The sequence below is a fragment of the Mycobacterium nebraskense genome (assembly GCF_002102255.1).
Taxonomy (GTDB): domain Bacteria; phylum Actinomycetota; class Actinomycetes; order Mycobacteriales; family Mycobacteriaceae; genus Mycobacterium; species Mycobacterium nebraskense.
In genome coordinates this window covers 17154-42172 of sequence record NZ_LQPH01000099.1, presented here as the reverse complement: position 1 = coordinate 42172, position 25019 = coordinate 17154, and the positions used below count along the sequence as shown (strand labels likewise).

The window sequence follows — 25019 nt, the reverse complement described above, 5'->3', positions numbered from 1 at the left end:
GCCGCGCATGTAGCCCACCACCTGCCCAGAGGCTAGCGCGGGAAAGTCGATGCTCAGCGAGATACGTTGACTCCCTGCAAATTTACGTGGCGGAAGTCCGCCACGCTCACACGTGGGCTGCCGGTTATTGCGCGCCTGCCATGAGCAGGCTATCGACGGTCGAGGCATTACTCGGGCCGGCTGCCGTCATCATGATGGCGTGTGCTTGGTCTGGGTCGGCATGCGGGGAAACCACCAGTAGGACAAGTCGTTTACGATTGTGCCCGAGGATTTCGATGGTGTTGGCGGGCTGGAGGCGGAATCCGTCGAGTCGTACCGTTCGCCCCTCGATGGCGAATTTTGCTGGTAATTCCGGCCATTCATCCAGTTGGTAGTTGACACGGCCAATCGGACCAAGCCGAACTGACAGCACCGACAGCAGGTCTGGGAGCTCTGCCCTCAGGTCGTCACTGTGCGGCCACCACGCCCCATCGACATAGCCGCTCTGCGGGCCTTTGGGCTTTAACCTCAAACGGGGTGTGTGTTCCGGGGCGGTATGCCGGTGGCCGGTATCCATGTGGTCATTTTTCGGCGTCATGACGACGCTCCCGTCTTGACCGCGAAACCGGTCAAATCATTCGAATCGGCGACGACATGGCTTGCTAGTCAGGTGCGAGGTATCGCCGATGCTCCCTACTCTACACATGTGCTCACCTTGGACGCGGCTGAGGACCTTGAGTGATTTGGGTGTGTGCGCTCAGCGGATACAAACGAGTTGGTCGATAGAATCCGCTGGTAAGTCGCCGTCAACCACGGCGGTCACGACCAACTGGTTCAGCGTGATCGCCCCCTTGTGATTGTCGAGGAACGCGGTGTCGGAGGCATCACGACCGGTGGCTATACGCACCAGTGTTTGCCGCGGCGCCAGCAACGTCGCGTCGACGACCCTCCATTGGCCCTCGACAAAGGCCTCGGCCACCGCGTGGAAGTCCATCGGGTACAGGCCAGGCGCGTACACCGACACCAGGCGGGCCGGGACGTTGACCGCGCGCAGCAGCGCCACCACCAGGTGCGCGTAGTCGCGGCACACACCTTCACCGGAGAGCAAGGTCTCCACGGCCCCGTCGATGGGATCGCTTGAGCCGGGCACATAATTCAACCTGGTGCCCACCCATGAGCTGACATTTTCCAACAACGTGGCCGAATCGCCGTAGGTGCCGAACTCCGTTGCGGCGAAACCATAGAACTTGTCGGCCTCGGCGTACCGACTGGGTCGCAGATACACCGACATGTCGTAGTCGGTCACCGGGGCCGGATCGGTCTTGCCCACGATTGTCGCTGCGTAGTCGACTTTCAGTGTGCCCGCCGCTGCATCGAACTTGTGAATGCGATTGCCATGGACACCGCTGACTTCCAAAGCTTGGACTGGCCGTCCGTCCAACATGAAGCGCAACGATTCGAGGACTTCGGTCTTCGGGTGCGGAGCGACTGCGATCTGGAACTCCAGCGTCGTAGGAGCGGTGATTTCGACTTCGATCTGGGCGCCCACTTCTCGTCTCATAGGGCGATGATGCGCCAGTCGTTCGGGATTCGCGACCCGTCTCGGTGCGTCCGAACCGTAGTCGGGGGCGCTCGTTGCCGGCGCCCAATGATTGCGACCAGGTCGGAGTAGGGTGGGAACGGTTAGGTGGTTTTCCGTGCGCTGCCGGTCTGAGGTCGTGCCGCTGCCGACTCGAGTGATTGACCGACTCGTGGTCAAGACGGGAACTCGCGATGGCGGCCGAAGTAGCCGGCAGGTCCGAGGCGCAACGGCAACGAGGGCGCGACCGCAACACTGGGCGGTCCCGCGCCGCGCTTTCGATTGGAACTTGAAGCGCACTGCGGTCCGGCGCCGCGGATGCGCAGCCCAACTCTGGTGCCCAGCATCGCCGCCTACGCAGCAATGGGCCCGAGAATTGACCGGCGAATCGAAAATGAAACTGACGCAAGCTGATTGAGTGTGTCGACAACTAAGATCGTTTGACCGCCTCGTTGCATAGTTCCGGTTGTTGTCAACATCGATGCGCACTGGTCTAGAGGTTCTGGAGCCGGGGCTTTATCGCGAAAGGGGATGGTGCGCTGATGGGTACGCGATTGTCGGGGATCGATGCCCTGTCGCTGCACACGCAGGGCCCGAATACGCCCGCTCACACCCTCACTCTGGTCACCATCGAAGCGTCCGATCGCCTCAGTCACCTGCGGCTACATCAACTGGTGGCAGCGTCGCTACCGCAAATGGCGCGCTTTCGCAGCCGACTGGTGGCCAAGCCCCTGGGTATGGGTCAGCCGCTGTGGGCGGAGATCGACGACTATGACCCATCGTCGCAAATTCATTGCGCAACCGTTCGCGCTCCCGGCGGACGGGCCGAACTCGCGGACCTCATCGCCGAGCTCAGTGCCCGGCGACTGGATTGTCGTGAGCGACTGTGGGAAGCCTGGAGCATCAATGGTCTGGCGGACGGCCAATGGGCATTGGCGGTGAAGACGTCGCCGGCACTCAATGACGGAGCCGCAGGGGCAGCGTCTGTCTTGCCGCGGTTGCTGACCACAGGGCCGCGCGATCGCCCGGACGACGGTCTGCCCACCGAGCCGTACCTAGGTTCGGCTCCTTCGCTCGGCGAGCTTGTTACCGATGTGCTTCACGAGATCGTCGAAAACCACGCCACCAGCATGTGGCTGATCGCCGATACTGCTTCTCGTATGCTGCAGGGCTCGACAAGTCGGCTGCTCCGCTCGCGCGTCCCGGGCCCGACGGCGCAGGCGGCACCTTCGATCAGCGGGCCCGTGCCCCACACAGTGTTCAATGCGGCGCTGACGAAGCGGCGTGCGGTGGCTTTCGCTTCGATCCCGCTCGCAGACGCGAGGACAGTCAGCGACGCGTTCGGGGGCAGCACCACCAACGTCGTTCTCGCTGCTTGTGCAATGTCGTTGCGAGCGTGGCTGCAAAAACACGACACAGTACCCGATTGTCCGCTGCTGATGCGGATGCCGTTCGAATTGCCCCCCACAGATCACCCCAGAACTGGCAAGGCTATGACCGTCGGCCGGCTACGCATCCCGGTGCACCTCGACGACCCGGTGCAGATGCTCGCCAACCTCCATACCGCAACCGAGAGGCTGGCCGCCATCCGCAGGCGTAGCTACGAAAATCGTTCTTCGACAACTGATTCGGAAATCGTTGCTTCGCTCATCCCGCCGGTGATAGCTCAGCTGGGGATGCAGCTTTACAGTCGATCGGGCATGCGGCATCAGCTCAAACCGATTTGCCACGGTAACGTCTCCTGCATCGCAGTTGAGCCGAAGCTAGCGTACTGCGCCGGCTCGAAGGTCGTCCGCGTGTACACCGTGGGGCCGCTTTCGGAGGAAAGCGGGTTGAACATCGCGCTGACCACCCGCGGCGAGGAGCTGGATGTGAGCGTGTGCGCGTGCCCCGACAACGTGCCCGCGGTCGACGATATCGCGACCGGGGTCGTGCGCTCAGTCGCTACTCTGGTGGCGGCCGCGCACCAATCGCCTCGCGGGCACGGCCGTTCCGTCGTCACAGAGATGGTCACGCACCCCGCTACCCGTTCACGCGGCAGTGCCTGGGGAACTTGAGAATTGCTGTGCCCAAACGGGGTCCGAGATCGGCTCGGGCCTCGGGTTCGCCGGCGAGCCCGTTGACCCATTCAGACGAGACTCACGGCGCCCTTGTGCCCAAACCGCCATGGGCGGCTTGCTGCATCCCAGCGGCGCGGGTGTCGAGGCCCCGTCACTCGGTGCCCGAGCCTCCGCCTGATCCTGCTCGACACCCAACCCGCAATGAACGGTGGTGTCGACGGCGCCGTCCCGCCGGAGGACACCCTGGGCGACCAACAGGTGATGGCAGAGGCCTCGCGATCCCAGCGGCTTTTCGATCTGCTTGCCGAAAACGCTCGGGAAAACGTCGCGCGGTACCGAATCCATGAGCCAAGCGTTTTCACTGGCGACATCACTATCTTCTCGGCCACGCGCGACGAAGACGATCGCACTGCATTCCTTGTGCAATCCTGGCGTCCCCATGTCTCCGGCGAAATCCTCACGTATTCGGTCGACCGCGCGCATAACGACACGCTGACCAACGAGTCGGTGGGTCTGTACGGACAACGGCTCACGCATCTGCTGGTCCTTGCGGAACGTCGGCTCGAATTGGCCCACGGCGCGGCGACGCGGGACGACAAGCTCCCCGGGGAGCGCGCCGGCTGACAACCCTTGCGCAGCGGCTCTGGACTAGTTGCCGATAACGGCTTTGTGTTGGGGGCAATAGGACGCCACGGAAGCGCCGAGCAGGTAGCCGGCTTCATGTGCCGAAAGGTCGGTGGCCCTTACGACATTCAGCACCAGGGAGGTTGGCGTTTTACCCTTATCGAGTCCGGCGCACATGTTGTGTCCCGCTGCGATTGCGGCGCCGCGGTCGGTGAAGACGATCCCGTTTCGCTGAATCTCCGCGATGAACGAATCATCGTGTTGATCGGCGGACGCCGGTGCCGCGAAAAGCACAGCGGCGCCGGCGAGCACGACCGCGCCTATTGTCGACCGGATCCCCAGATGCGCATTCATTCGCGGCAAGGTCTTCCTCAATGTGGCGGCTGGGCTTTCTGCAATAACGGTGGCTGAAGATTAGCCAGAATCGGCGCATCTCTCTCGTCGGCGTCAATCGCGCCACCTCACACAAATCGGCCCGAATCAGTCGGGGGCTCGACGGTCAATATCCGAGCGCCCCGGACCGCCGCTGACCCCTGGAACGTTGCAATCGATTGCGCCGCAGGCATTCCCATTCGCCCTATCGGCTCGGGTAACCTGCCCGCGAGCGAAAGCCGCGAGGGTGGGACGACGCCACCGGCCCGCGCCGGCGCCAACGGCGAGAGCAGGGCGCAACCAAGATTTAACAGTCGGGGGATCACCGTCGGCAAAATCCGGTCCTGCGGCGGATAATTCCCGCCCGATTTATTCACTCGCCGCGGTGGGTCCCGCCGCCAGTTGACCCGAGCCAGAATACGACGTTTACCCGCGACCGGCGAACCGGCGCCGGTGCATTTCACGGTGGCCTTACGGGCGCGCCGCAACCGCCTTCGGTATGGTCCAAGGAGTGTGCGGAGTCACCGGGGAGGTACGGCTCGACGGGCGGGTCCCCGACGTAGCAGCGGTGTCCGCAATGGCCGCCGTGATGACCCCAAGGGGGCCCGACGCGTCCGGCGCCTGGTCACAGGGCCGCGTCGCGCTCGGTCATCGCCGGCTCAAGATCATCGACCTGAGCGAGGCCGGCGCCCAGCCGATGGTCGACTCGGAGCTGGGCCTGGCCATCGCCTTCAACGGCTGCATCTACAACTACAAGGAGCTGCGCCGCGAACTCAGCGGGCACGGCTATCGGTTCTTCTCGCACAGTGACACCGAGGTCCTGCTCAAGGCCTACCGCCACTGGGGCGACGACTTCGTCAGCCACCTGCACGGCATGTTCGCCTTCGCCATCGTCGAACGCGACAGCGGACGGGTGCTGCTCGGTCGCGACCGGCTCGGAATCAAGCCGCTCTACCTAACCGAGGACGGGCACCGGATCCGGTTCGCCTCGACCCTGCCGGCGCTGCTGGCCGGCGGCGGCGTGGACACCCGCATCGACCCGGTCGCGCTGCACCACTACATGACGTTTCACTCGGTGGTCCCGCCGCCGCTGACCATCCTGCGGGGGGTCCGCAAGGTGCCGCCCGCTTCGCTGGTGGCCATCGAGCCCGACGGCCGCCGCACCACGACGACCTACTGGACCCCCGACTTCACCCGGCACGACGACCGCGCCCGCTGGTCGGAAACCGACTGGGAAGACGCGGTGCTCGACGCGCTTCGCATCGCGGTCAAGCGCAGACTCGTCGCCGACGTGCCGGTCGGCTGCCTGTTGTCCGGCGGCGTCGACTCCAGCCTGATCGTCGGGCTGCTCGCCGAGGCGGGCCAGCACGGCCTGATGACCTTCTCCATCGGCTTCGAGTCCGCCGGCGGCGTCGAGGGCGACGAGTTCCGGTGGTCGGACATCATCGCCGAACGCTTCGAAACCGCCCACCATCAGATCCGCATCGGAACCGACCGGATGCTGCCCGCGCTCGACGGGGCCATCGGCGCGATGAGCGAGCCCATGGTCAGCCACGACTGCGTCGCTTTCTACCTGCTCAGCCAAGAGGTGTCGCGCCACGTGAAGGTCGTGCAGTCCGGCCAGGGTGCCGACGAGGTGTTCGCCGGCTACCACTGGTACCCGCCGATGGGCTCGCCGGCCGCGGCCTCGCTGGCGGGTTCGGTCGCCGAGTACCGCGGCGCCTTCTTCGACCGCGATTCTGCGGAAATGGCGGGCCTGCTGGGGTTGGGCATCATGGCCCCGGGCGACCCCAGTGAGCGCTTCGTCACCGAGCACTTCGCGCGCGCCGGCGCCGAGACGGGCGTCGACCGCGCGCTGCGACTCGACACCACCGTGATGCTGGTGGACGACCCGGTGAAGCGGGTCGACAACATGACCATGGCCTGGGGACTGGAGGGCCGGGTGCCGTTCCTCGACCACGAGCTCGTCGAACTGGCGGCGACCTGCCCGCCGGAGCTGAAGATCGCGCACGAAGGCAAGGGCGTCCTCAAACAGGCTGCGCGACGGGTGATTCCGTCCGAGGTGATCGATCGGCCCAAGGGGTATTTCCCGGTTCCCGCGCTGACCCACCTGGAGGGGCCCTACCTCGACATGGTTCGCGACGCGCTCTACGCGCCGGTCGCCAAGGAGCGCGGGCTGTTTCGCACGGAGGCGGTCGACGCCCTACTGGCCGACCCCAACAGCAAGCTGACCCCGTTGCGCGGCAACGAACTCTGGCAGATAGCCCTGCTCGAACTCTGGCTGCAGCGCCACGGGATTACGGGCCCGGTGGCATGACCGTCATCGATCCCTCCGGCGACCCCACCGAGGCGATCACCCTCGGCCTGCACGACGCCTCGCCGCCGGAGCTGGTCGAGGCGATGGCCAAGGACGTTGAGCTCGAATTAGGCTGGGGCCGACTCATTTTCGGTCAGACCTTCGCCGACGCCCATGAGCTGGTCGAGGCGCTGCGCCGGGAAGGGCCCGGGCGCCGCGACATCTGCATCTACGCACGCGAATCCCACGTGGTGGTCGCCGAAGCGCCGAGCGAGCTCTTCATCGACCCCAGCCACACCTATCGCCTGCGCTTCACCGATTCGCCGACGGCGGAGGACCTGTCGCCGGCGCCGCTCGGCGTGACCGTGCGCACGCTGAACGACCCGGTCGATGCCGATGCCATGAACCGCGTCTACGTGCGCTGCGGAATGGTGCCCGCCGGCGTCGACGTCATCTGGAACAACCACCTGAACGTGCCGGCGGTGACCTACCTGCTGGCGGTGCGGGACGCGGACGGCGCCGTGGTGGGCACCGTCACCGGCGTCGACCACGAGTTGCTGTTCGACGACCCGGAGCAGGGGTCGAGCCTGTGGACCCTGGCGGTCGATCCGGCGGCCGGACTCCCCGGAATCGGTGCGGCCCTCACCCGGGCCCTGGCGGAGCGCTTCCGCAACGCGGGCCGCGCCTACATGGACCTGTCGGTCGCGCACGACAACGCCGCCGCCATCGGCCTGTACGAGAAGCTGGGTTTCCGCCGCGTCCCGGTGCTGGCGATCAAGCGCAAGAACGCGATCAATGAGCCGCTGTTCAGCCCGCCGCCCGAGACGGTCGACGATCTCAACCCCTACGCCCGGATCATCGCCGACGAGGCGCTGCGCCGCGGCATCTGGGTCGAGGTGCTCGACGCCGAGACCGGCGAGATGAGACTCACCCACGGTGGCCGCAGCGTGGTCACCCGCGAATCGCTGTCCGAGTACACCTCGGCGGTCGCCATGTGCCGCTGCGACGACAAGCGCCTGACGCGCCGCCTCGTTTCGGAGGCGGGCATCACGGTGCCCCGCGCCCGCCTGGCCACCTTCGACGAAGGCGACTACAACTTCCTCACCGAGGTCGGGGAGGTCGTCGTCAAACCGACCCGCGGCGAACAGGGTAGGGGCATCACCGTCGGCGTGACCGCCGACCACGGTCCCGAAGAGCTCGCCGCCGCGCTGGCCCGCGCGCGCCAGCAATACCCGGATGTGCTGATCGAGCAGCGGGTGCAGGGCGACGACCTTCGGCTGGTGGTGATCGACGGCCGGGTGGTTGCCGCCGCGCTGCGGATGCCACCCGAGATCATCGGCACCGGGGAGCACAGCATCCGGGACCTGATCGCGGCCGAAAGCCGGCGGCGCTCCGCGGCCACCGGTGGCGAGTCGCGCATCCCGCTCGACGACCTCACCGAGGCGACGGTCGCCGAGGCGGGTTGGACGCTGGACGACGTGCTGCCCCAGGGAGCCCGCCTGCGCGTTCGCCGCACCGCCAACCTGCATCAGGGCGGCACGATTCACGACGTCACCGCCGTGGTGAACCCGGAACTGTGTCGCGTCGCGGTGACGGCGGCCGAGGCGATCGGCATCCCCGTGACGGGCATCGACCTGCTGGTGCCCGACGTCACCGGCGCCGAGTACGCCTTCATCGAAGCCAACGAAAGACCGGGGCTGGCCAACCACGAACCACAGCCCACGGCCGCGGCTTTCATCGACTTCCTGTTCCCCGGCCACCCGGGCCAGCCGGCGGCCTGGACCCCTGAGGAGTCGCGCGCGGACCGAGGCTGAGGCTTGCCATGCGCTTCGCTTGGGTAATTCTGGAGATCATTCAGATAGGAGCCAGATGAGCGGAAGCGTGCAAACCGGAACCATCACGACCCACGTGCCGGCGCGGCTGGACAGGCTGCCCTGGTCGCGATTCCACTGGCGCGTCGTCATCGGGCTCGGCGGGGTGTGGATCCTCGACGGGCTCGAGGTCACGATGGTGGGCAACGTGTCCGCCCGCCTCACGGAAAAGGGCAGCGGCATCGACCTCAATGCGGCGCAGATCGGCATGGCGGCCGCGTTCTACATCGCCGGTGCGTGCCTGGGCGCGCTGTTCTTCGGTCACCTGACGGACCGCTTCGGGCGGCGCAATCTGTTCATGCTGACCCTGGCGGTTTACCTGACCGCCACGGTCGCGACCGCATTCGCTTTCGCCCCTTGGTATTTCTTCGTCGCGCGCTTCTTCACCGGCGCCGGCATCGGCGGCGAATACGCCGCGATCAATTCGGCCATCGACGAATTGATCCCCGCCCGCCTGCGCGGCCGCGTCGACCTGATCATCAACGGGACGTACTGGCTTGGCTCGGCCGCGGGAGCGGCCGGCGCGCTCGTCCTTCTCGACACATCCAACTTCGCGCCCAACATCGGCTGGCGGCTCGCCTTCGGCGTCGGCGCCATCTTCGGCATCTTCGTCCTGCTCGTCCGGCGCAACGTTCCGGAGAGTCCGCGGTGGTTGTTCATCCACGGCCGCGACGAGGAGGCCGAGCGGATCGTCGGCGAGGTCGAGGAAGCGGTCCGGCAGGAGACCGGCCACCCGCTGCCCGAGCCGCAAGGGCGCATGCTCAAAATCCGCCAGCGCGAGACGATTTCGTTCCGCGAAATCGCCAGGGTGGCGTTCAAGCTGTATCCGCAGCGCGCGATCCTCGGGCTGGCGCTGTTCACCGGGCAGGCGTTCCTCTACAACGGCGTGACGTTCAATCTGGGCACGCTGTTGAGCGGGTTCTACGGAGTGCCGTCGGGCAAGGTGCCGCTGTTCTTCATCCTGTGGGCCCTGAGCAATTTCATCGGCCCGCTGGCGCTCGGCCACCTGTTCGACAGCATCGGCCGCAAGCCGATGATCACGGCCACCTACATCGGGTCCGCGGCCGTGGCCATCGTCCTAGCGGTCGTGTTCGTGACCCAGGCCGGCGGCGTCTGGGCGTTCATCGCCGTGCTCACGGTCGCGTTCTTCCTGGCGTCGGCGGGCGCCAGCGCGGCCTACCTGACGGTCAGCGAGATCTTCCCGATGGAGACCAGGGCGCTGGCGATCGCGTTCTTCTACGCGGTGGGAACCGCGATCGGCGGCATCACCGGCCCGTTGCTGTTCGGGCAGCTGATCAGTTCGGGGGAACGCGGTCAGGTGATGTGGTCGTTCCTGACGGGCGCCGCGGTCATGGCGATCGCGGGCCTGGTCGAATTGCGGCTCGGGATCGCGGCCGAACGACGCCCGCTCGAAGAGCTGGCCCTGCCCCTGACGGTCGACGACGCCGAGGCGAGTCGGCGGGATCAGCCGTAGGCGTCCCACCAGGTGTGCAGGTCCTCGACGGTGGCCGGGTCCCCGGACACGTCGTCGAGCATCAGTTTTTCGTCGTTGGTCCAGATCACGTTCGGGTGGTTGTTGTAGGTGCCGCACGCGATCAGCCCGGCCATGTCGTTGGGGGTCTGGTCGTAGTGCCAGCTGACCGGTGAGCGGCCCTCGCCGGGGCAGTTCACCAGGCTGACGTTGGCGATGTCGTCGTTGAAGGCCCTCTTCAGCCTGTCGGGCGTCGCGAACAGCCCGTAGGTGGCGCGGGTGGGGCCGCCGGGTTGGGTGTTCTGCCCGCAGGTCACCATGGCGACCGCGTGCACCCAGATGCTGCCCGACTCCGGGGTGGCCGGGGTGCACGTGCCGGCCAGGTAGCCGGGCGGGAGGAGGCTGATCAGCCGGGCCTGCTCGTCGTTGGGGGCGGCCGTTGACGGCGGCGGGGTTTTCGCGACGGTCGCCTTGGCGTGCCGCTGGCCGGTGGGCTTGAGCACGAGCCAGATCCCAACGGCGCAGACGGCGACGACGACCACCGCGGCGGCGGCCACGATCGGCCAGCGGTTGCGCGGGCGCGACGCGGCCGGGGTGCCCGGCTGCCCGGAGTCCGGCGCGGGGGAGAGGATTTCGCTTTGGCGCAGAATCGTTTCCGCTCGTTCGCGTTCGGGGCTGCTGAGCGCCCTGTGCGCGGCCTCGGCCAGGGCGCCGGCGGTGGGATAGCGCTCGATCGGGTCCTTCGCCATGCCGCCCGCGATCACCGCGTCGAATGCCGGGCTCACTCCGGAGCCTTGCTCGCTCGGTTTGGGGATGGGCTGCATCAGGTGGGCGCTGACCAGCATCCCGGTGCTGTCGGCGCGATAGGGCGGGGTCGCGGTCAGGCATTCGTAGAGCACGCAGGCCAGCGCGTAGACGTCGGCGCGGGGCGTCACCTCGTCGCTCGAAAACCGTTCGGGTGCCATGTATTTCAGGGTGCCCACGGCGGTGCCCAGTTGGGTGAGTTTCTCGTCGGACTGTGCGCTGGCGATCCCGAAGTCGACGAGATAGGCGAAGTCGTCGCCGGTGATCAATATGTTCTGCGGCTTGACGTCACGGTGCGTCACCCCGGCGGCGTGCGCGGCGTCCAGCGCCGAGGCGATCTGGTGAATGATGGCCACCGCCCGCGGTGCGGGCAGCGGCCCGTCGCGTTCGAGCAGGCTGCCCAGGTCGATCCCCTCGATGAGGCGCATCTCGAGATACAGCTGCCCGTCGATTTCGCCGTAGTCGTGGATCGGGACCACGTGGGGTTCCAGCAACCGGCCGGTGATGCGGGCCTCGCGTTCCATTCGCTTGCGAAACACCGGATCCTGGCTGAAGGTGTGCGACATCAGCTTCAGCGCTACCGTCCACTGTTTGACGGTGTGCTCGGCTTCGTAGACCTCGCCCATCCCGCCACTCCCGAGCAGCCGCTTGAGATGGTAGGGGCCGAACATCGTCCCCGCCCGCGAGCCCTGTGCGCCGGTCATCGAGTGACTCCCATCAACTCACAAGTCCTCTTAGGGCCCACCAATCCCACCGCAGGAAAAGTACAACATCCCCCGTCGGACCGTTGGCTCCGCCGGCGCAGGGGCCGCTGGCGCACCTTCCCGTGACTTCTTAAGCCCCGATGCTGCAGCGTGTTTCGGCTACCCGATCAGCTTCGTCAGCCAGGTCGGGTCCTGATAGTTCACGGACGCGGTGCCGTCCCACACGAACGGCGTGGAATTCGCGTTGAGGCCCGACAGCGTCGCGTACCCGTTCGCGGATTTCGCCTTGCCCGTGCCGACGTCGTCCCCCGACTTGATGCAGGTCATGACGTCGGCGTCCGCGCCGACGGTCTTGGCCAGTTGGGCCAGTTCTCCGTCGGTGCGGTCCTCCGCGGCGTCCTCCGCGGGCTGGAAGTTGCTGGCGAACAAGCCGGAATAGAAGTCGCTGTACACCTTGGCGTCGTTTTGCGCTGCGACGCAGTACGACGCCGCCACCGCCCGCGTCGAGTAGTTCTTGCTATGCGACTTGTCGTCGAGAAAGTCGAGCAGGTGGTAGCGCACCGCGAGCTTCTTGTTGTTGACGGCGCTTTCGATGTCGCCCGCATTCGACCGGATGAAGCTGCCGCAGGGTGGGCAGATGGGTTCGTTGAAGATGTCGATCGTCATCGATGCTGCCGAGCTGCCGACGAACACGCCGTCGTCGAGAACCCGAAGCGCGACGGCGTCCGGCGGCGGCGGTTGCTTGGTCGGCGCCGCCGAAGGCGACGACTCCCATGGCCGGACGACCGCGAGGACCACGCCCACGATGGCCACCAGGGCGGTGCCGACGACGCCGACCCACAGCCAGGGCTTCCGGCTCGGCCGCGGCGGTTGACCCCACGGCGGCGCCCCGACGGGCCCGGCGGTGCTGGGGCCCCAGGCGGGGGCGCCGGCCCATCCCGTCGGCTGGGGGACCGGACCACCGGGAGGCGTCGGCGCCGCCCACATCGGGCCGGACGACGGGGCGTGCGCGGGGGCGGCCTGGGCGATTGCGCCGGGTTGCTGGCCGGCGACCGCGGCCGGCAGCCGTGCGACCTGGCTGCGCTGCAAGATGTCGGTGGCCCGGTCCTGGTCGGATTCGGCCAGCGCCGCGTACGCGGCCGCGGATAGGTCACCGCAGGTGGCGTAGCGGTCCGCGGGATCCTTGGCCATGCCGCGGGCGATCACCCCGTCGAAGGCGACCGGGATGCTGGGCCGCGCGGCGCTGGGCCGCGGGATCGCCTGGTGCAGGTGGGCGCCCATGACGCTGACCTGGTCGCCGGTGTACGGCGGGGAGCCGGTCAGGCACTCGTACAGCACGCAGGCCAAGGCGTAGATGTCGGCCCGATGGGTGATTTCGGAGTCGCCGAACCGCTCCGGGGCCATGTACTTGACGGTGCCCACGGTGGTGCCGATCTGCGTCAGCTTCTCGTCGGCGGTGGCGCTGGCGATCCCGAAGTCGACGAGGTAGGCGAAGTCATCGCTACTGACCAGGATGTTTTCCGGTTTGACGTCGCGATGCAGGACCCCGGCGGCGTGCGCGGCGTCGAGCGCCGAGCCGATCTGGCGCACGATGGCCACCGCCCGCGGCGGGGCCAGCGGTCCGTACCGGCTCAGCATGGTGGCCAGGTCTTTGCCGTCGATCAGGCGCATGTCGACATAGAGCTGGCCGTCGATCTCGCCGAAGTCATGAATCGGCACGACGTGCGGTTCCTGCAGCCGGCCCGCGGTGCGGGCTTCGCGCTGCATGCGTGAGCGGAAGACGGGGTCGTTGGACAGCGTTTGCGACATCAGTTTCAGCGCCACGACGCGCTCGCGCACCGTGTCCTCGGCCTCATAGACGTCACCCATGCCGCCGCGGCCGACCAGCCGCCGCAGCCGATACGGACCGAACTGCGAACCCTCCCGCGAATCCGCGGTCGTGTCACCCATCACGACTCCTCAGTCACCGACCGTTGCGCAGGCATAAGGCTAAGGTTTCACACGCTGCTGGGCACGCCGAATAGCGAAAGCCAGCTAATCAGATAACCCGGATCAACGGAGCTCGTCGTCACCGCTGGTGCGTTCTGTGAGCCCTTCGCGGGACAGGGCCCGGACGAATCCGAAGGCCTGCATGCCGGCGGGGCCGGGGTTTTCGGTGATCCAATCGTTGATCTTGCCGAACGCGTTGGCCAGGTCGTCGCGCTTGACGCGGATGAGATAGGTCTTTCTGTCGTCGTCCGGATCGTCAATGGATTCGGCGACGGCGACGGGATTCTTGAAGGCGTACGCGATCCCGTGCACGGCGTCGTGGTTCAGCGCCCATTGAAGTTCGCTGGGCCGCAGCCGGTTCACCGCCAGATTGCGGTAGTCATGGTCGTCATTTGAGCTGCTCACCTGGCCGATGGTCCTCCTCTGTGTGGCTCGAGAAAGTGGACGGCGAGGAACTGAAAATGATGCCGCGCAGGCGATTCGATACGAGTGTGCAACCGGGCATTTCCATCATAGGAAGCGGTTTCGCCGGCTGCATGTCGAGCGGAATCAGCGGCAGTACTTCAAGAACAGGTAATCGTCACAAACCAGGGCGTGCTCGAGGCGCATCGTCACCGGTGCGGGCAGCGGCGACGGCGTAAGGCGGCCCACCGGCTGGCCGGCGGCGAGCTTGGGGGCCAGAGTCACGCAGATCTCATCGACGGCGTCGGCTTCCACCAGTTCGTCGAGCACGGTCGGACCACCCTCGCAAAGGATGCGGTGCATGCCTCGTGCGCGCAGGAGCGCGACGGCGTGCGCCACGTCCACGGACTCCTCACCGGCCAGCAGTACCTGCCGGCGGCCGTCGCCTGGGTCGTCTCGCGCCGCCGCGGCGTGCGCGCACGTCACCACGATCGGCGGCTGGTCGGGGTCGCTGAACAGCCTGGACGGCAGCCGGCCGCTGCGGCTGATCACCGCGATCGGGGGCGGCGCGGTCCGCCCCGCATCGGTCAGCCGCACCGGGCCGTAGTTCTCTGCGCGGGCGGTGCCGGCGCCCACCAGGACGACGTCGGCTAAGCCGCGCAGGATTTTCAGCAGCTGTTGATCGGTGGGACACGACAGCGGACCGGCCCGGCCGCCGAACGCGGCGGCGCCGTCGGCACTGAAGATCATGTTGGCCCGCACCCCCTGCGGGGGATCGGCGTAGAACGAGGCGAGTTCGGTGATGCCGGCGACGGTGCCCACCCGGGGAATCACTGCTACGCCTCGTGGCCGGGTTCCAGATGGCGGACGTCGCCGAAAGACACCCAGCTTTCCAGTTCCCGCGGGGGACGGCCGGCTGTCGGCGCGAGCAGATGCCCGACGTGGTCGCCGAGCGAGAAACGCTCGAGAATCTCGCCGACGAACCATGCGGCCGCGTCGTCGAGGATGGGCATCTGCTCCGGGCCGCTGTGCCATGAGCACCGGTCGAACTTGTTGATCGTGTCGCCGGTTTGGCTGCCGAAAAGCTCCACGATGTCGAGGTGCTCGTGGTCGAACACGTGCACCGCCAGGTGGGTCGCCTTGGTGGCGACCCGGAAGGTGTGGTTCTTCCTGGAGAGGCCGACCAGGAACCGGGGTGGGTGAATGCTGGTCTGGCTGGCGAATCCGACCAGACAGCCCGCCGCGATGTCGTCGGCCCGCGTGGTCACGACGTACATCGGGTAGTTCAGCAGCGCCACCAGCTTTTCGAACGCATCTTCTCCCGGGTCGGCCATCCGCTCAGTCTTCCCGTTTGGCCCGCGGCGGAACCGCATCGCCGCGACCACGGCGCGCCGCGGGCCCTCGGCCGTGCGGGGCTAGGCCTGGCAGCAGGCCGCTTCGGATTCGTCGGCGGTTTCTCCGAAGGTCTCGGAGTCGGCGAGGACGGTGTAGACCTCCCAGCGTTCGCCGCCGGGGCCGGTGACCCAAACCTTGTCCTGGCTGGCAAAGCAGCAAGTGGTGTTGAGCTCCTCCTCGGTGACCAGCCCTCGTTCGGTGAGGCGGCCGATTTCGGCGTGCACGGTGTCACTCGAGGCGACTTCCACGCCGAGGTGGTTGAGGGTGCCACCGTGACCGGGGTTTTCGAGCAGCACCAGTTTGAGCGGCGGTTCGGCGATCGCGAAGTTGGCGTAGCCGGGTTTGACCTTGGCCGGTTCGGTGTCGAACAGCTTGGAGTAAAACGCGATCGCCTCGCCGAGGTCGTCGACGTTGAGGGCGAGTTGCACACGAGACATGAGATGTCCTTTCTTTTCGGTGCGGCTATGGGGTTGTGGTGGGCAGGAGTTCGGCGATCAACGCCTCGACGCGCTGGGCGATGTCGTCGCGGATGGCACGCACCGTGGTTAACGGTTGGCCGGCGGGGTCGGGCACTTTCCAGTCGCGGTAGGACACTCCCGGAAAGTAAGGGCAGGTGTCGCCGCAGCCCATGGTGATCACGACGTCGCTCGTCTGCACGTCTTCGCCGGTGAGGATTTTCGGGTTGGCCGCGGTGATGTCGATGCCTAGCTCGGCCATGGCGGCAATGGCGACGGGGTTGACCTCATCGGCGGGTTGCGTTCCGGCGGAACGGACTTCGATGCGATCTTCGGCCAGCCGGCTCAGCAGGCCGGCGGCCATCTGCGAGCGTCCGGCGTTGTGCACGCAGACGAACAGGACGCTGGGCTTACCGGTCATCGGCGACTCCTCGGGTTGAGTCGGCGCGGAACAGCCGGGCCCGCAGGGCAAGCGAAACGTAGACCAGCCCGACCAGCACGGGCACCTCGATCAGTGGGCCGACGACCCCGGCCAGGGCTTGCCCGGACGTGACGCCGTAGGTCGCGATGGCCACCGCGATGGCCAGTTCGAAGTTGTTTCCGGCGGCGGTGAACGCGAGGGTGGCGGTGCGTGCGTAGCCAAGCCGCAGCAGGAGTCCGAGGGCATACCCCCCGGCCCACATGATCGCGAAGTAGGCCAGCAGCGGGATCGCGATGCGGGCCACGTCCAATGGCCGAGAGGTGATCTCATGGCCTTGCAGGGCGAAGAGAATCACGATGGTGAACAACAACCCGTACAGGGCCCATGGCCCGACGCGGGGGAGGAACCGCGTCTCGTACCAGTCGCGGCCCCGGAACCGTTCGCCCAGCCGGCGGGACAGGTATCCGGCCAGTAGCGGAATGCCGAGGAAGATCAGCACCGCCTTGGCGATCTGCCATGGGGAGACATGGATGCCGGTTTGGGGCAGGCCCAACCACCCCGGCAGCACCGAGAGGTAGAACCAGCCCAGGGCGGCGAACATGACCACCTGGAACAGCGAATTCAGGGCGACCAGCACGGCTGCGGCCTCGCGGTCCCCGCAGGCCAGGTCGTTCCAGATGATCACCATCGCAATGCAGCGAGCCAGCCCGACGATGATCAGGCCCGTGCGGTACTCCGGCAGGTCCGCCAGCAGCGACCAGGCCAACGTGAACATCACCGCGGGACCGACCACCCAGTTGAGCAACAAGGATGATGCGAGCAGCTTGCGGTCGGCGGTGACTTCGTCGAGCCGGTCGTAGCGGACCTTGGCCAGCACCGGATACATCATGACCAACAGGCCGACCGCGATCGGCAACGAAATCCCTTGAACGGCGACGGCACTCAGGGCCGATCCGAGCCCTGGGACGATTCGTCCCAGCAGCAGGCCGGCCGCCATCGCGGCGCCGATCCATACCGGCAGGAATCGGTCGAGGGTGGGGAGCCGGGTCACCGTCGCGGCTGCGGTGGATGCCGGCGTGTGGGTGCTGCTCATGGGCGCAGGACCGACGAAAGTTGCTGCAGCGCGGCCGGAACCACCCAGTAGTACACCCAGGTGCCCCGGCGCTCACAGTCCAGCAGTCCTGCCGAGCGCAGCAGCTTGAGGTGATGAGAGATCGTGGGCTGGGAGACGTCGAAGGTGGCCGAGATCTCGCAGACGCAGGCCTCACCGCCGGGGTGGCTGGCGATCAGGCTCAACAACCTCAGCCGCACCGGGTCGCCCAGCGCTTTGAACATCGCCGCCAATTCCGTGGCCTGGGACTCGGCCATGGCGGCCGTCCCCAGGGTGGGACAGCATGCCAGCTCTTGTTTCGACATTCTTCTATATAAGCATTTATCGAATCAGTGCGCAAACCCTACGTCATCGACGGCGGCGACCGTAGGGCGGATCGGCTGAGCCGGGCGTCGAGTGACAAGGCGCCGGCCCCGACGAAAAGCAGGAAGAGGCTGCCGCAGAGCTGGGCCAAGTCGACGCGGGATTCGTGGATGAAGTCCCACCACCCGTGTTCGGCGCGGAAGAGCGGGGCACGTCCCCAGAAGATGGGCAGCTTGGTGATCAACAGCGCCCCGCCCATGTCGACGATCATCGGCAGGGTGGCCAGCCGCGTCAGGAGCCCGAGGAGAATAAGGACGCCGCAGCCGATCTCGAAGATTCCGTCCAGGGTGCTGAAGAACGCGGGCGCGGGGATGCCCGCCTTATCGAACCTGCCAGTGCCAAGCGAGGCCGGCCGAAGAAACTTCAGCGCGCCCTCGCAGACGAATACCAGGCCCACATAGAGACGAATCAGCACCACCGCGGCCGGGGCGCGCGTCGAAAGCACTGGAGCGAGTCGGGATGCGGGTCGAGTCATGTGCGGTCTCCCTTCTGCCGAAATCGGGTCGCGACGAGCCGAATTGCATAGGCGGCGACGCCAATGCCCAGCACCGTCAGTCCGGACAGCGCCGAAGTCAGCGGCATCGCGAATGCCAGCACAACACACCCGATTAAGCCGAGCACCGGGATCGCGCGGTGCGGGCGGCCCTCATCGGGCCCGAGGGTGAAAGCGGAAGCGTTGGCAACCGCGTAGTAGATCAGCACGGCGAATGACGAAAAACCTATTGCGCCCCGAAGATCGACGGTGGCGGCCGACACCGCCACGATGGCGCCGATCAGCAACTCGGCGCGGTGGGGCACCTGGAACCGCGGGTGCACGGCGGTAAGGGCATGGGGCAGGTGGTGGTCGCGGGCCATGGCCAACGTGGTGCGCGAGACACCCAGGATCAACGCCAGCAGCGAGCCGAGTGCCGCGACCGCCGCGCCCACTTGAACGATGGGGACGAGCCAGCCCGTCCCGACCGCCCGCACCGTGTCGGCCAGCGGCGCTGTCGCTCGGCCGAGGCGCCGGGGCCCCAGCGTCGAGAGCGCCGCGACGGCCACCAGGGCGTAGAGGGCCAAGGCGATGGCGAGGGCGATCGGTATCGCGCGCGGGATGGTGCGCGCCGGGTCGCGCACCTCCTCGCCCAGGGTGGCGATGCGCGCGTAGCCGGCGAAGGCGAAGAACAACAGCCCCGCGGCCTGAATCACCCCACCGACGCTCGTACCAACCGGGCGAAGTTGTTCGGCGCCAACCGCTCCCGAGGCGAATGCGGTGACGATCACCGCGGCCAGCACGGCCAAGACGAGCGCGACGATGACGCGGGTGAGCCAGGCCGACTTCTGCACCCCGGCGTAGTTCACCGCGGTGAGCGCCACCACGGCGGCGACCGCCACCGGGTGCGCGTGTGACGGCCACGCGTAGGAGCCGATGGTCAACGCCATCGCGGCGCACGAGGCGGTCTTGCCGACGACGAAGCCCCACCCCGCCAGGTATCCCCAGAATTCGCCCAGCCGCTCGCGGCCGTACAGGTAGGTGCCGCCGGAGGCGGGGTAGCGGGCGGCCAGCCGCGCGGACGAGGTGGCGTTGCAATAGGCCACCACCGCGGCTACCGCCAGGCCCAGCAGCAGCCCCGAGCCCGCCGCGCGCGCCGCCGGGCCGAGCGCGGCGAAAATCCCGGCGCCGATCATCGAGCCCAGTCCGATCGTCACCGCGTCGAACAAGCCCAGGCTTCGGCGAAGCTCGCCGGTGTTGCTGTCGGCCAATGCGTCTCCTCACCGCGCACGCAGCGGCCAACCTATCAAATGAGTTTGATGTATCCTCGCCGAGGATGGTGGCGAGCAAGACGGCGGTCCCGTCGCTGATGCACATGGCGTCGCATCCGGTGCGCTGGGCGCTGCTGACCGAATTGGCGGGCAGCGACCACCGGGTGCGGGAATTGGCTGCCGCCGTCGGCGAGCCGCAGAACCTGGTTTCGTATCACTTGCGGCTGCTGCGCTCGGCCGGGCTCGTCGACGCGCGGCGCAGCAGTTTCGACGGCCGCAACACCTACTACCGCCTGAACCTGACGGGGTGCGCCGGGGCATTCCACGCGGCGGCCGCGGCATTGCATCCGGCACTCGGACCAACGCCGGTCGCCAGGCCCGCGGCGCGGTCGGTGCTGTTCTTGTGTTCCGGCAACAGCGCGCGTTCTCCGATGGCCGAGGCGCTGCTTCAGAGCCGGGGCCAGGGCCGCATTCGTGCCGCGAGCGCGGGCAGTCATCCCAAACCGCACCTGCACCGCAACGCGATACGCATCATGCGCGACAGGTACGGCATCGACCTCGGCGGGCATCGGCCCCAACCGTTGACCGCGGTGGCCCGGCGCCGCTTCGATTGCGTGATCACCCTGTGCGACAGGGTTCGCGAGTATGCGCGTGACCACGGCGTGGCCACGACGATGCACTGGAGCCTGCCCGACCCGTCCGCCACCGGCGCCGGCTATCGGGAATTCGACCGGGTGGCAAGCGAATTGGATGACCGCATCGACTTTTTGTTGCCCGCCCTCGACGCGTATCCGCGGAGGCGATGACGTGTCGCTCGATCGGCGTGACTTCTTCAAATGGGGCGGGTTGGCGATGCTGGCCGCAAGTGGAAGCGCCGGCGCCGCGGCCGCCTGCGGGCGGCCACCACCCGGTGGTAAGGCGGATTACACGCTGTGGATCGGTACCGGCGCAGTCGAATTGGCGCCGGGCCACGTCGTGTCGACCTTGACCTACAACGGCCAATTCCCCGGCCCGCTGCTGCGATTCAAAGAGGGTCAACGGACGTCGGTGGATGTCTTCAACGACACCGGTTCCCCCGAGCAGCTGCACTGGCACGGTCAGCACGTGGGTGTCGACGTCGACGGCTCTGCCGAGGAGGGGACGCCATACATCCCCGCGCACGGCATGCGGCGGCTCTCTTTCATCCCCGGCCCGGCGGGTTTCCGCTTCTACCACACTCATGTCGTGCCGCGCTCCGACCTGTCCCGCGGTCAGTACAGCGGACTGGTCGGCCCCGTCTACATCGAGCCCCGGCAGGACGCCGGCGCCTACGACCAAGAGATCTTCTTGACGCTCAAGGAATTCGAGCCCACGTTCAGCCGCGGCGGCGACATGGCCAGTGACTTCCTGGCCGGAGCGCAGGACCCGGATCTCAAGGCCAGGGGCGAGTCGTCGATGGCGGCCTCGCTGGCGCGGGGCGAACCGCGCGGCTACGAGGTCGGTTACGGGGCGTTCGCCGTCAACGGTCGCATGCTCGGCCACGGCGACCCCATCCGCGTTCGGGCCGGCGAGCGGGTGTTGCTGCACGTGCTGAACGGCAGCGCCACCGAATCGCGCAGCCTGGCCTTGCCCGGGCATACCTTCAACGTGGTCGCGCTGGACGGGAACCCGGTGCCGAATCCGGCCGCCGTGCCCGTGCTGTGGCTCGGTGCGGCCGAACGCATTTCGGCGCTGGTGACCATGAACAATCCGGGGGTGTGGGTGCTGGGTGACCTGTCCGACGATGACCGCGGCCACGGAATGGGCGTCGTCGTGGAATACGCCGGGCGCGGTGGGGATCCGCAATGGGCGTCGCCCCCGCCGTTCGCCTGGGATTACCGGCTGTTCGCCGCGCCCAACCCGGCAAGCGCTCCGCCGCCCGAGCACACCATCGAGATGCTGATCGAGAAACGCAACGCCGCCGACAACGGCTTCAACCTCTGGACGTTCAACGGCACGCCCTTTTCCATGGACGCCAACCAGCCCGTGCTCGATGTGCAGCGGGGCAAGCGCTACCGGCTGCGCTTCCGCAATGCCAGCGACGACCTGCATCCGATGCATCTGCACCGGCACACTTTCGAAATCACCCAATTCGCCGGCACGCCAACGGCCGGCGTGCGCAAGGACGTCGCGATGCTGGGCGGGTACCAGAGCATGGACGTCGACTTCGTCGCCGACCAGCCCGGCCTGTCGCTGCTGCATTGCCACCAGCAGATCCACATGGACTACGGCCTCATGCTGCTGCTGAACAGCGGCTGATTCGGCCACTCATTATCCGAGCGGATTGTTCTCGCGCACTCCGCGATACATGCCCCATCGCACGATCCAGGGCATCACCACTCGCTCGACCGACCACGTCGGGAACCGGAACGCGTGGCCGGTGGGCAGAAAAACCTCCAGCCCGTCGGGCTGGATACCCACCAGCGAACCCCACCGCCGCGTCGGCGCCCGGTACGCCCCCAGCCTGCCGCCGCCGAGCTCGGCGCGGACGTTGCGGGCCACCAGCGCATCCCCCCGGTTGCGGGCCGAGCTGCGCAGGGGATCGGTCGCCGCGACGTCGCCGACCGCGAAGACGCCCCGATATCCGGGCACCCGCAGCTCCGGCGTCACACGCACGAACCCGCGCTCGTCGAGCAGCTCCGGCGGCAGCCAATCGGTGTTGGGTCGCACCCGCCCGATCGCCCATAGCACGGCGTCGGCGCCGGCCGGGGGTTGTCCGGTGCTCCAGCGCACCGGTTCGCTGGTGATCTCGTCGCCCGCGAAGCCGTCGGGCAGCACGGCGCGGTGGCCCGGGTGGATGCCCACGCCCAGGCCGGTGAGTCGCCGGTGAATCCGGTCCCAACTTCGTGGGTCGTACTCAGCTAAAGCCCGCGGTCCAGGGAAGTAGAGGTCGACACGTTTCTGCGGCCAGGTGGTGGCCATGTTGAGCGCGCTGCTCACCGCGGCCGCGCCGCCGCCCACGACGATGACCGAGCCGGCGGCAGCCAGCCGGTCATGCGCGGCGCGCAGCTCCGCGCCGACGTCGGCGGCCGATTGCAGCGTGGGCCGGCGCCAGAAGCCGTTGCTGACCCCGGTCGAGATGATCAGCGCGTCGTACTCCTCGGCGAGGGCCGCGCCGTCGGCGCGTTTGCCCAGGACGGTGCGGGCGGCCAGGTCCACGCCGGTCAGCTGGGCCTGCACCGTGCGCACCCGGTCCAGACGCCGGAACCTGTCGAACGGAATCCAGTAGTCGCGCGCCCAATCGTCGGGGCGGGACAGCCGAACGCCGAGTTCCTGACCGCTGACCAGCGCGGGCTTGACGGAGATGCCAACGACGTCGGCGTACCCGGACAGCCGGATCGCGGCCAGGACACCCGCGTCTCCGAGCCCGGCAATGACGACACGCTTGCGGTTCATGTCGCTATCCTGCCTGGCATGAAGTTCGGGACCGCCCACTGACCGATCGATTGCCAGGAGCACGTCACTTGATCGCCTCGCCCCGGAGTGATCGCTTCGAACGCATCACCGAGTCGCAGCGGTCGCTGCAGCCACGCGCGCGTGCCGCTTTGCACGCCGCCGTGCGCGCCTCGACCCCCCGCCCGGCCGCCGCCCGGCGGGCCGCCAAGGACTTCGAAAAGCGCGCCCTGGGGGCGGCGGTGCTCGCGGAGATCCGCTGGGCGTTCACCGCGCCCCGCACCTGGTTGATGGGCGTGGTCGCCAACGTGATCTTCGCCGCGGCGTGGCTGCTGGTGCAGCCGCTGACCGTCGGCCGCCACCACACCGACTGGGTGATCCTGGTGGGCACCTACTTTTCGTCGTGGGTGCTGGCCGACGTCACCACGACCAATCTGTTCGGCGCCGATCACTACCGCGTCCTGGCGGGCCTGTCGGACGGCGTGCCGTTCTGGCGGATCCTGCTGATCAAAAACCTTGCCCTGCTTGCCATCGTCGGGCTGCCCACCTTGGTGGCGGCGATGGTGTTGACGCTGTGCCTGGAAACGCCGCAGCGGCTGGCGATCACGATTCCCACCGTCGCCGTGCCCATCGTGTCCTGGCTGGGTTTGGGAAATGTCATCTCGGTGCTGCACCCGGTCGGCGTCGAGCCGCTGACCCGGCGATGGCGCCAGCGCGGTGACCGGCGCCGCACCGGCAGCTGGTTGGCGGTCCTGACCCTGCCGTACGTGCTGTACTACGTCGCCGACCCGATGAACGGGGTCGAGCACAAAGTGCTCTGGACCAAGCTGCCCGCGATGATCTGGCCGGTGTTCGGGCGCGACACCAAAAGCTTCGTGCACCTGGCCATCGCCGTGGCTGTCTGGATCACCGGCACCGTCGCCGCGGTGTTGTGGGTGCGCAAGCGCGGGTTGACGATCAGGTGATCGGTTGCGGCACCTTGGGTTTGATCTCCTCAATCACCCATTGCGCGTAGTCGAGGTATTCGTCGACGCCGCCGACGGCGGGGATGGGTACCGCGCTGATCGTCACGCCCTGCTCGGCGAGCCAGCCCAACCGCTCGACGATCTCTTGCGCGCTCATGCCGGGCCGTCCGTTCGGGTCGTCACGGGCGACGTGCCCTTCGCCCACCCGGTTGGTGCTCAGCCCGTGCATCACCTCGAACGGTCGGCCGTCATAGGACGGCTGGGACTTGATGTAGTCCAGTTTTTCGGCGATCTGCTCGGGTGGTGTCAGGAACGGCCACCAGCCGGACGCGAACCTGGCGGCCCTGCGCAGCGCCGCATCCGCATCGCCGCCGATCCAGATCGGAAGGTGGGGCTTTTGAACCGGTTTCGGTTCGAACGCGATGTCGTCGAACGACACGTAGCGGCCGTCGAATCGCGGTGTGTCGCTGGTCCACAGCTCCACGATGGCCGCCAGGTATTCGTCGGCGATCCGGCCCCGCTCGCCGAAGGGCACCCCGAGGAGCTCGAACTCCCGGGCCAGCCAGCCGACCCCGAAGGTGACCATCATCCGGCCGCCGCTCATCCAGTCCGCGGTGGCCAGCGCCTTGGCCAGGGCGATCGGCTGGTGCAACGGCAGGATGGTGACGCAGGAATTGACGGCGACCCGTTCGGTCGCGCCGGCGATGTAGGCCTGGGCGGCCGTCGAGTGCAGGTAGTGGGGCCCGGACAGCTCGACGTGCTCGGTGGGGATGACGAGATGCTCGGGGACGGCGATCATGTCGTAGCCCCACCGGTCGGCGCATCTGACCATGCGGGTCTGGTCGGGTCCCGTGACTGCGGCTTCCCAGGGCTGCGTCATCGCCGGCAGGCGCAGCATGTGGGGAAGGGGGAAGGCGAATTTCATCTTGGGTTTCCTCCAAAGCCATCACGCAGGTCCGGGGACCGGCTATCTTCTTGCGACCATCGCCCACAACACTGCATCC

Annotated in this window: 22 protein-coding genes and 1 pseudogene; 8 read left to right on the top strand and 15 right to left on the bottom strand. The window is 67.4% G+C overall.

Going from position 1 to position 25019, the window contains the following annotated elements; all coding sequences use genetic code 11:
- Positions 1-124: 124 nt before the first annotated feature.
- Together AWC17_RS10440 and AWC17_RS10435 are read right to left on the bottom strand one after the other, a co-directional pair.
- Entirely contained in the window at positions 125-577 is a 453-nt protein-coding gene (locus AWC17_RS10440; protein ID WP_046182097.1) for a DUF5994 family protein, read from the bottom strand.
- A 159-nt stretch (positions 578-736) separates the two neighbouring features.
- On the bottom strand, positions 737-1540 hold the full coding sequence (locus tag AWC17_RS10435; RefSeq protein WP_046182098.1) for a transglutaminase-like domain-containing protein: 804 nt from the start codon (positions 1538-1540) through the stop codon (positions 737-739).
- 572 nt (positions 1541-2112) lie between these two features.
- On the opposite strand from AWC17_RS10435, the gene AWC17_RS10430 reads away from it, so the two are divergent.
- Positions 2113-3615, top strand: coding sequence for a wax ester/triacylglycerol synthase domain-containing protein (locus tag AWC17_RS10430; RefSeq protein WP_231588346.1), 1503 nt, complete (start codon positions 2113-2115; stop codon positions 3613-3615).
- 204 nt (positions 3616-3819) lie between these two features.
- Positions 3820-4242, top strand: a complete 423-nt coding sequence (locus tag AWC17_RS10425) for a hypothetical protein (protein ID WP_046182100.1) — start codon at positions 3820-3822, stop codon at positions 4240-4242.
- A gap of 24 nt (positions 4243-4266) precedes the next feature.
- On the opposite strand, the gene AWC17_RS10420 is transcribed toward AWC17_RS10425, so the two are convergent.
- Positions 4267-4554 carry a DUF732 domain-containing protein gene (locus AWC17_RS10420; RefSeq protein WP_231588347.1) on the bottom strand — a complete coding sequence of 96 codons (288 nt, stop codon included), beginning with the start codon at positions 4552-4554 and terminating at the stop codon, positions 4267-4269.
- Positions 4555-5125: 571 nt separating this feature from the next.
- Between AWC17_RS10420 and AWC17_RS10415 the strand changes: the two genes are divergently transcribed.
- From AWC17_RS10415 to AWC17_RS10405, 3 genes are read left to right on the top strand one after another with little or no spacing between them, the layout of a single operon-like run.
- Entirely contained in the window at positions 5126-6931 is a 1806-nt protein-coding gene (locus AWC17_RS10415) for an N-acetylglutaminylglutamine amidotransferase (RefSeq protein WP_046182111.1), read from the top strand.
- The gene (gene ngg, locus AWC17_RS10410; protein WP_046182102.1) at positions 6928-8724 is read left to right on the top strand and encodes an N-acetylglutaminylglutamine synthetase; all 1797 of its coding nucleotides are present in this window, start codon (positions 6928-6930) and stop codon (positions 8722-8724) included. The genes AWC17_RS10415 and ngg overlap by 4 nt, the downstream gene beginning before the upstream one ends.
- Positions 8725-8779: 55 nt before the next feature.
- On the top strand, positions 8780-10255 hold the full coding sequence (locus AWC17_RS10405) for an MFS transporter (protein WP_046182103.1): 1476 nt from the start codon (positions 8780-8782) through the stop codon (positions 10253-10255).
- Here the strand turns inward: AWC17_RS10405 and AWC17_RS10400 are convergent.
- From AWC17_RS10400 to AWC17_RS10350, 10 genes and pseudogenes are all read right to left on the bottom strand, one after another.
- On the bottom strand, positions 10246-11760 hold the full coding sequence (locus AWC17_RS10400) for a serine/threonine-protein kinase (protein ID WP_046182104.1): 1515 nt from the start codon (positions 11758-11760) through the stop codon (positions 10246-10248). The two genes, AWC17_RS10405 and AWC17_RS10400, sit on opposite strands and share 10 nt — an antisense overlap.
- 159 nt (positions 11761-11919) lie before the next feature.
- Entirely contained in the window at positions 11920-13710 is a 1791-nt protein-coding gene (locus AWC17_RS10395; protein ID WP_047322717.1) for a serine/threonine protein kinase PknE, read from the bottom strand.
- Between the two features lie 102 nt (positions 13711-13812).
- The gene (locus AWC17_RS10390) at positions 13813-14154 is read right to left on the bottom strand and encodes a hypothetical protein (protein WP_046187237.1); all 342 of its coding nucleotides are present in this window, start codon (positions 14152-14154) and stop codon (positions 13813-13815) included.
- Between the two features lie 144 nt (positions 14155-14298).
- Entirely contained in the window at positions 14299-14985 is a 687-nt protein-coding gene (locus tag AWC17_RS10385) for a pyrimidine reductase family protein (protein WP_082147656.1), read from the bottom strand.
- 2 nt (positions 14986-14987) lie between these two features.
- Positions 14988-15485: a flavin reductase family protein gene (locus tag AWC17_RS10380; protein ID WP_046186595.1), complete on the bottom strand. Its 498-nt coding sequence runs from the start codon at positions 15483-15485 to the stop codon at positions 14988-14990.
- A gap of 81 nt (positions 15486-15566) precedes the next feature.
- Complete coding sequence (locus AWC17_RS10375; RefSeq protein WP_046186594.1) at positions 15567-15983, bottom strand: ArsI/CadI family heavy metal resistance metalloenzyme; 417 nt, start codon at positions 15981-15983, stop codon at positions 15567-15569.
- A 25-nt stretch (positions 15984-16008) separates the two neighbouring features.
- Positions 16009-17515: pseudogene (arsB, locus tag AWC17_RS10365) on the bottom strand (ACR3 family arsenite efflux transporter).
- The gene (locus AWC17_RS10360) at positions 17512-17838 is read right to left on the bottom strand and encodes an ArsR/SmtB family transcription factor (RefSeq protein ID WP_046186591.1); all 327 of its coding nucleotides are present in this window, start codon (positions 17836-17838) and stop codon (positions 17512-17514) included. The pseudogene arsB and the gene AWC17_RS10360 overlap by 4 nt, the downstream one beginning before the upstream one ends.
- 38 nt (positions 17839-17876) lie before the next feature.
- A complete protein-coding gene (locus tag AWC17_RS10355; protein ID WP_046186590.1) occupies positions 17877-18371 on the bottom strand; it encodes a DoxX family protein in 495 nt (164 codons plus the stop codon).
- Positions 18368-19564, bottom strand: a complete 1197-nt coding sequence (locus AWC17_RS10350; protein WP_141224576.1) for an APC family permease — start codon at positions 19562-19564, stop codon at positions 18368-18370. Before AWC17_RS10350 ends, AWC17_RS10355 begins: the two co-directional genes overlap by 4 nt.
- 140 nt (positions 19565-19704) lie before the next feature.
- Here AWC17_RS10350 and AWC17_RS33815 point away from each other — a divergent pair, with 140 nt between their 5' ends.
- Entirely contained in the window at positions 19705-20445 is a 741-nt protein-coding gene (locus AWC17_RS33815; RefSeq protein ID WP_046187001.1) for an arsenate reductase/protein-tyrosine-phosphatase family protein, read from the top strand.
- 46 nt (positions 20446-20491) lie between these two features.
- Positions 20492-21916, top strand: coding sequence for a multicopper oxidase family protein (locus AWC17_RS10340; RefSeq protein ID WP_276038466.1), 1425 nt, complete (start codon positions 20492-20494; stop codon positions 21914-21916).
- Between the two features lie 12 nt (positions 21917-21928).
- On the opposite strand, the gene AWC17_RS10335 is transcribed toward AWC17_RS10340, so the two are convergent.
- Positions 21929-23053, bottom strand: coding sequence for an FAD-dependent oxidoreductase (locus AWC17_RS10335; protein WP_047323873.1), 1125 nt, complete (start codon positions 23051-23053; stop codon positions 21929-21931).
- 68 nt (positions 23054-23121) lie between these two features.
- On the opposite strand from AWC17_RS10335, the gene AWC17_RS10330 reads away from it, so the two are divergent.
- Complete coding sequence (locus AWC17_RS10330; RefSeq protein ID WP_276038447.1) at positions 23122-24015, top strand: hypothetical protein; 894 nt, start codon at positions 23122-23124, stop codon at positions 24013-24015.
- On the opposite strand, the gene AWC17_RS10325 is transcribed toward AWC17_RS10330, so the two are convergent.
- Positions 24008-24940 carry a TIGR03619 family F420-dependent LLM class oxidoreductase gene (locus AWC17_RS10325; protein WP_046183893.1) on the bottom strand — a complete coding sequence of 311 codons (933 nt, stop codon included), beginning with the start codon at positions 24938-24940 and terminating at the stop codon, positions 24008-24010. The two genes, AWC17_RS10330 and AWC17_RS10325, sit on opposite strands and share 8 nt — an antisense overlap.
- Positions 24941-25019: the final 79 nt, after the last annotated feature.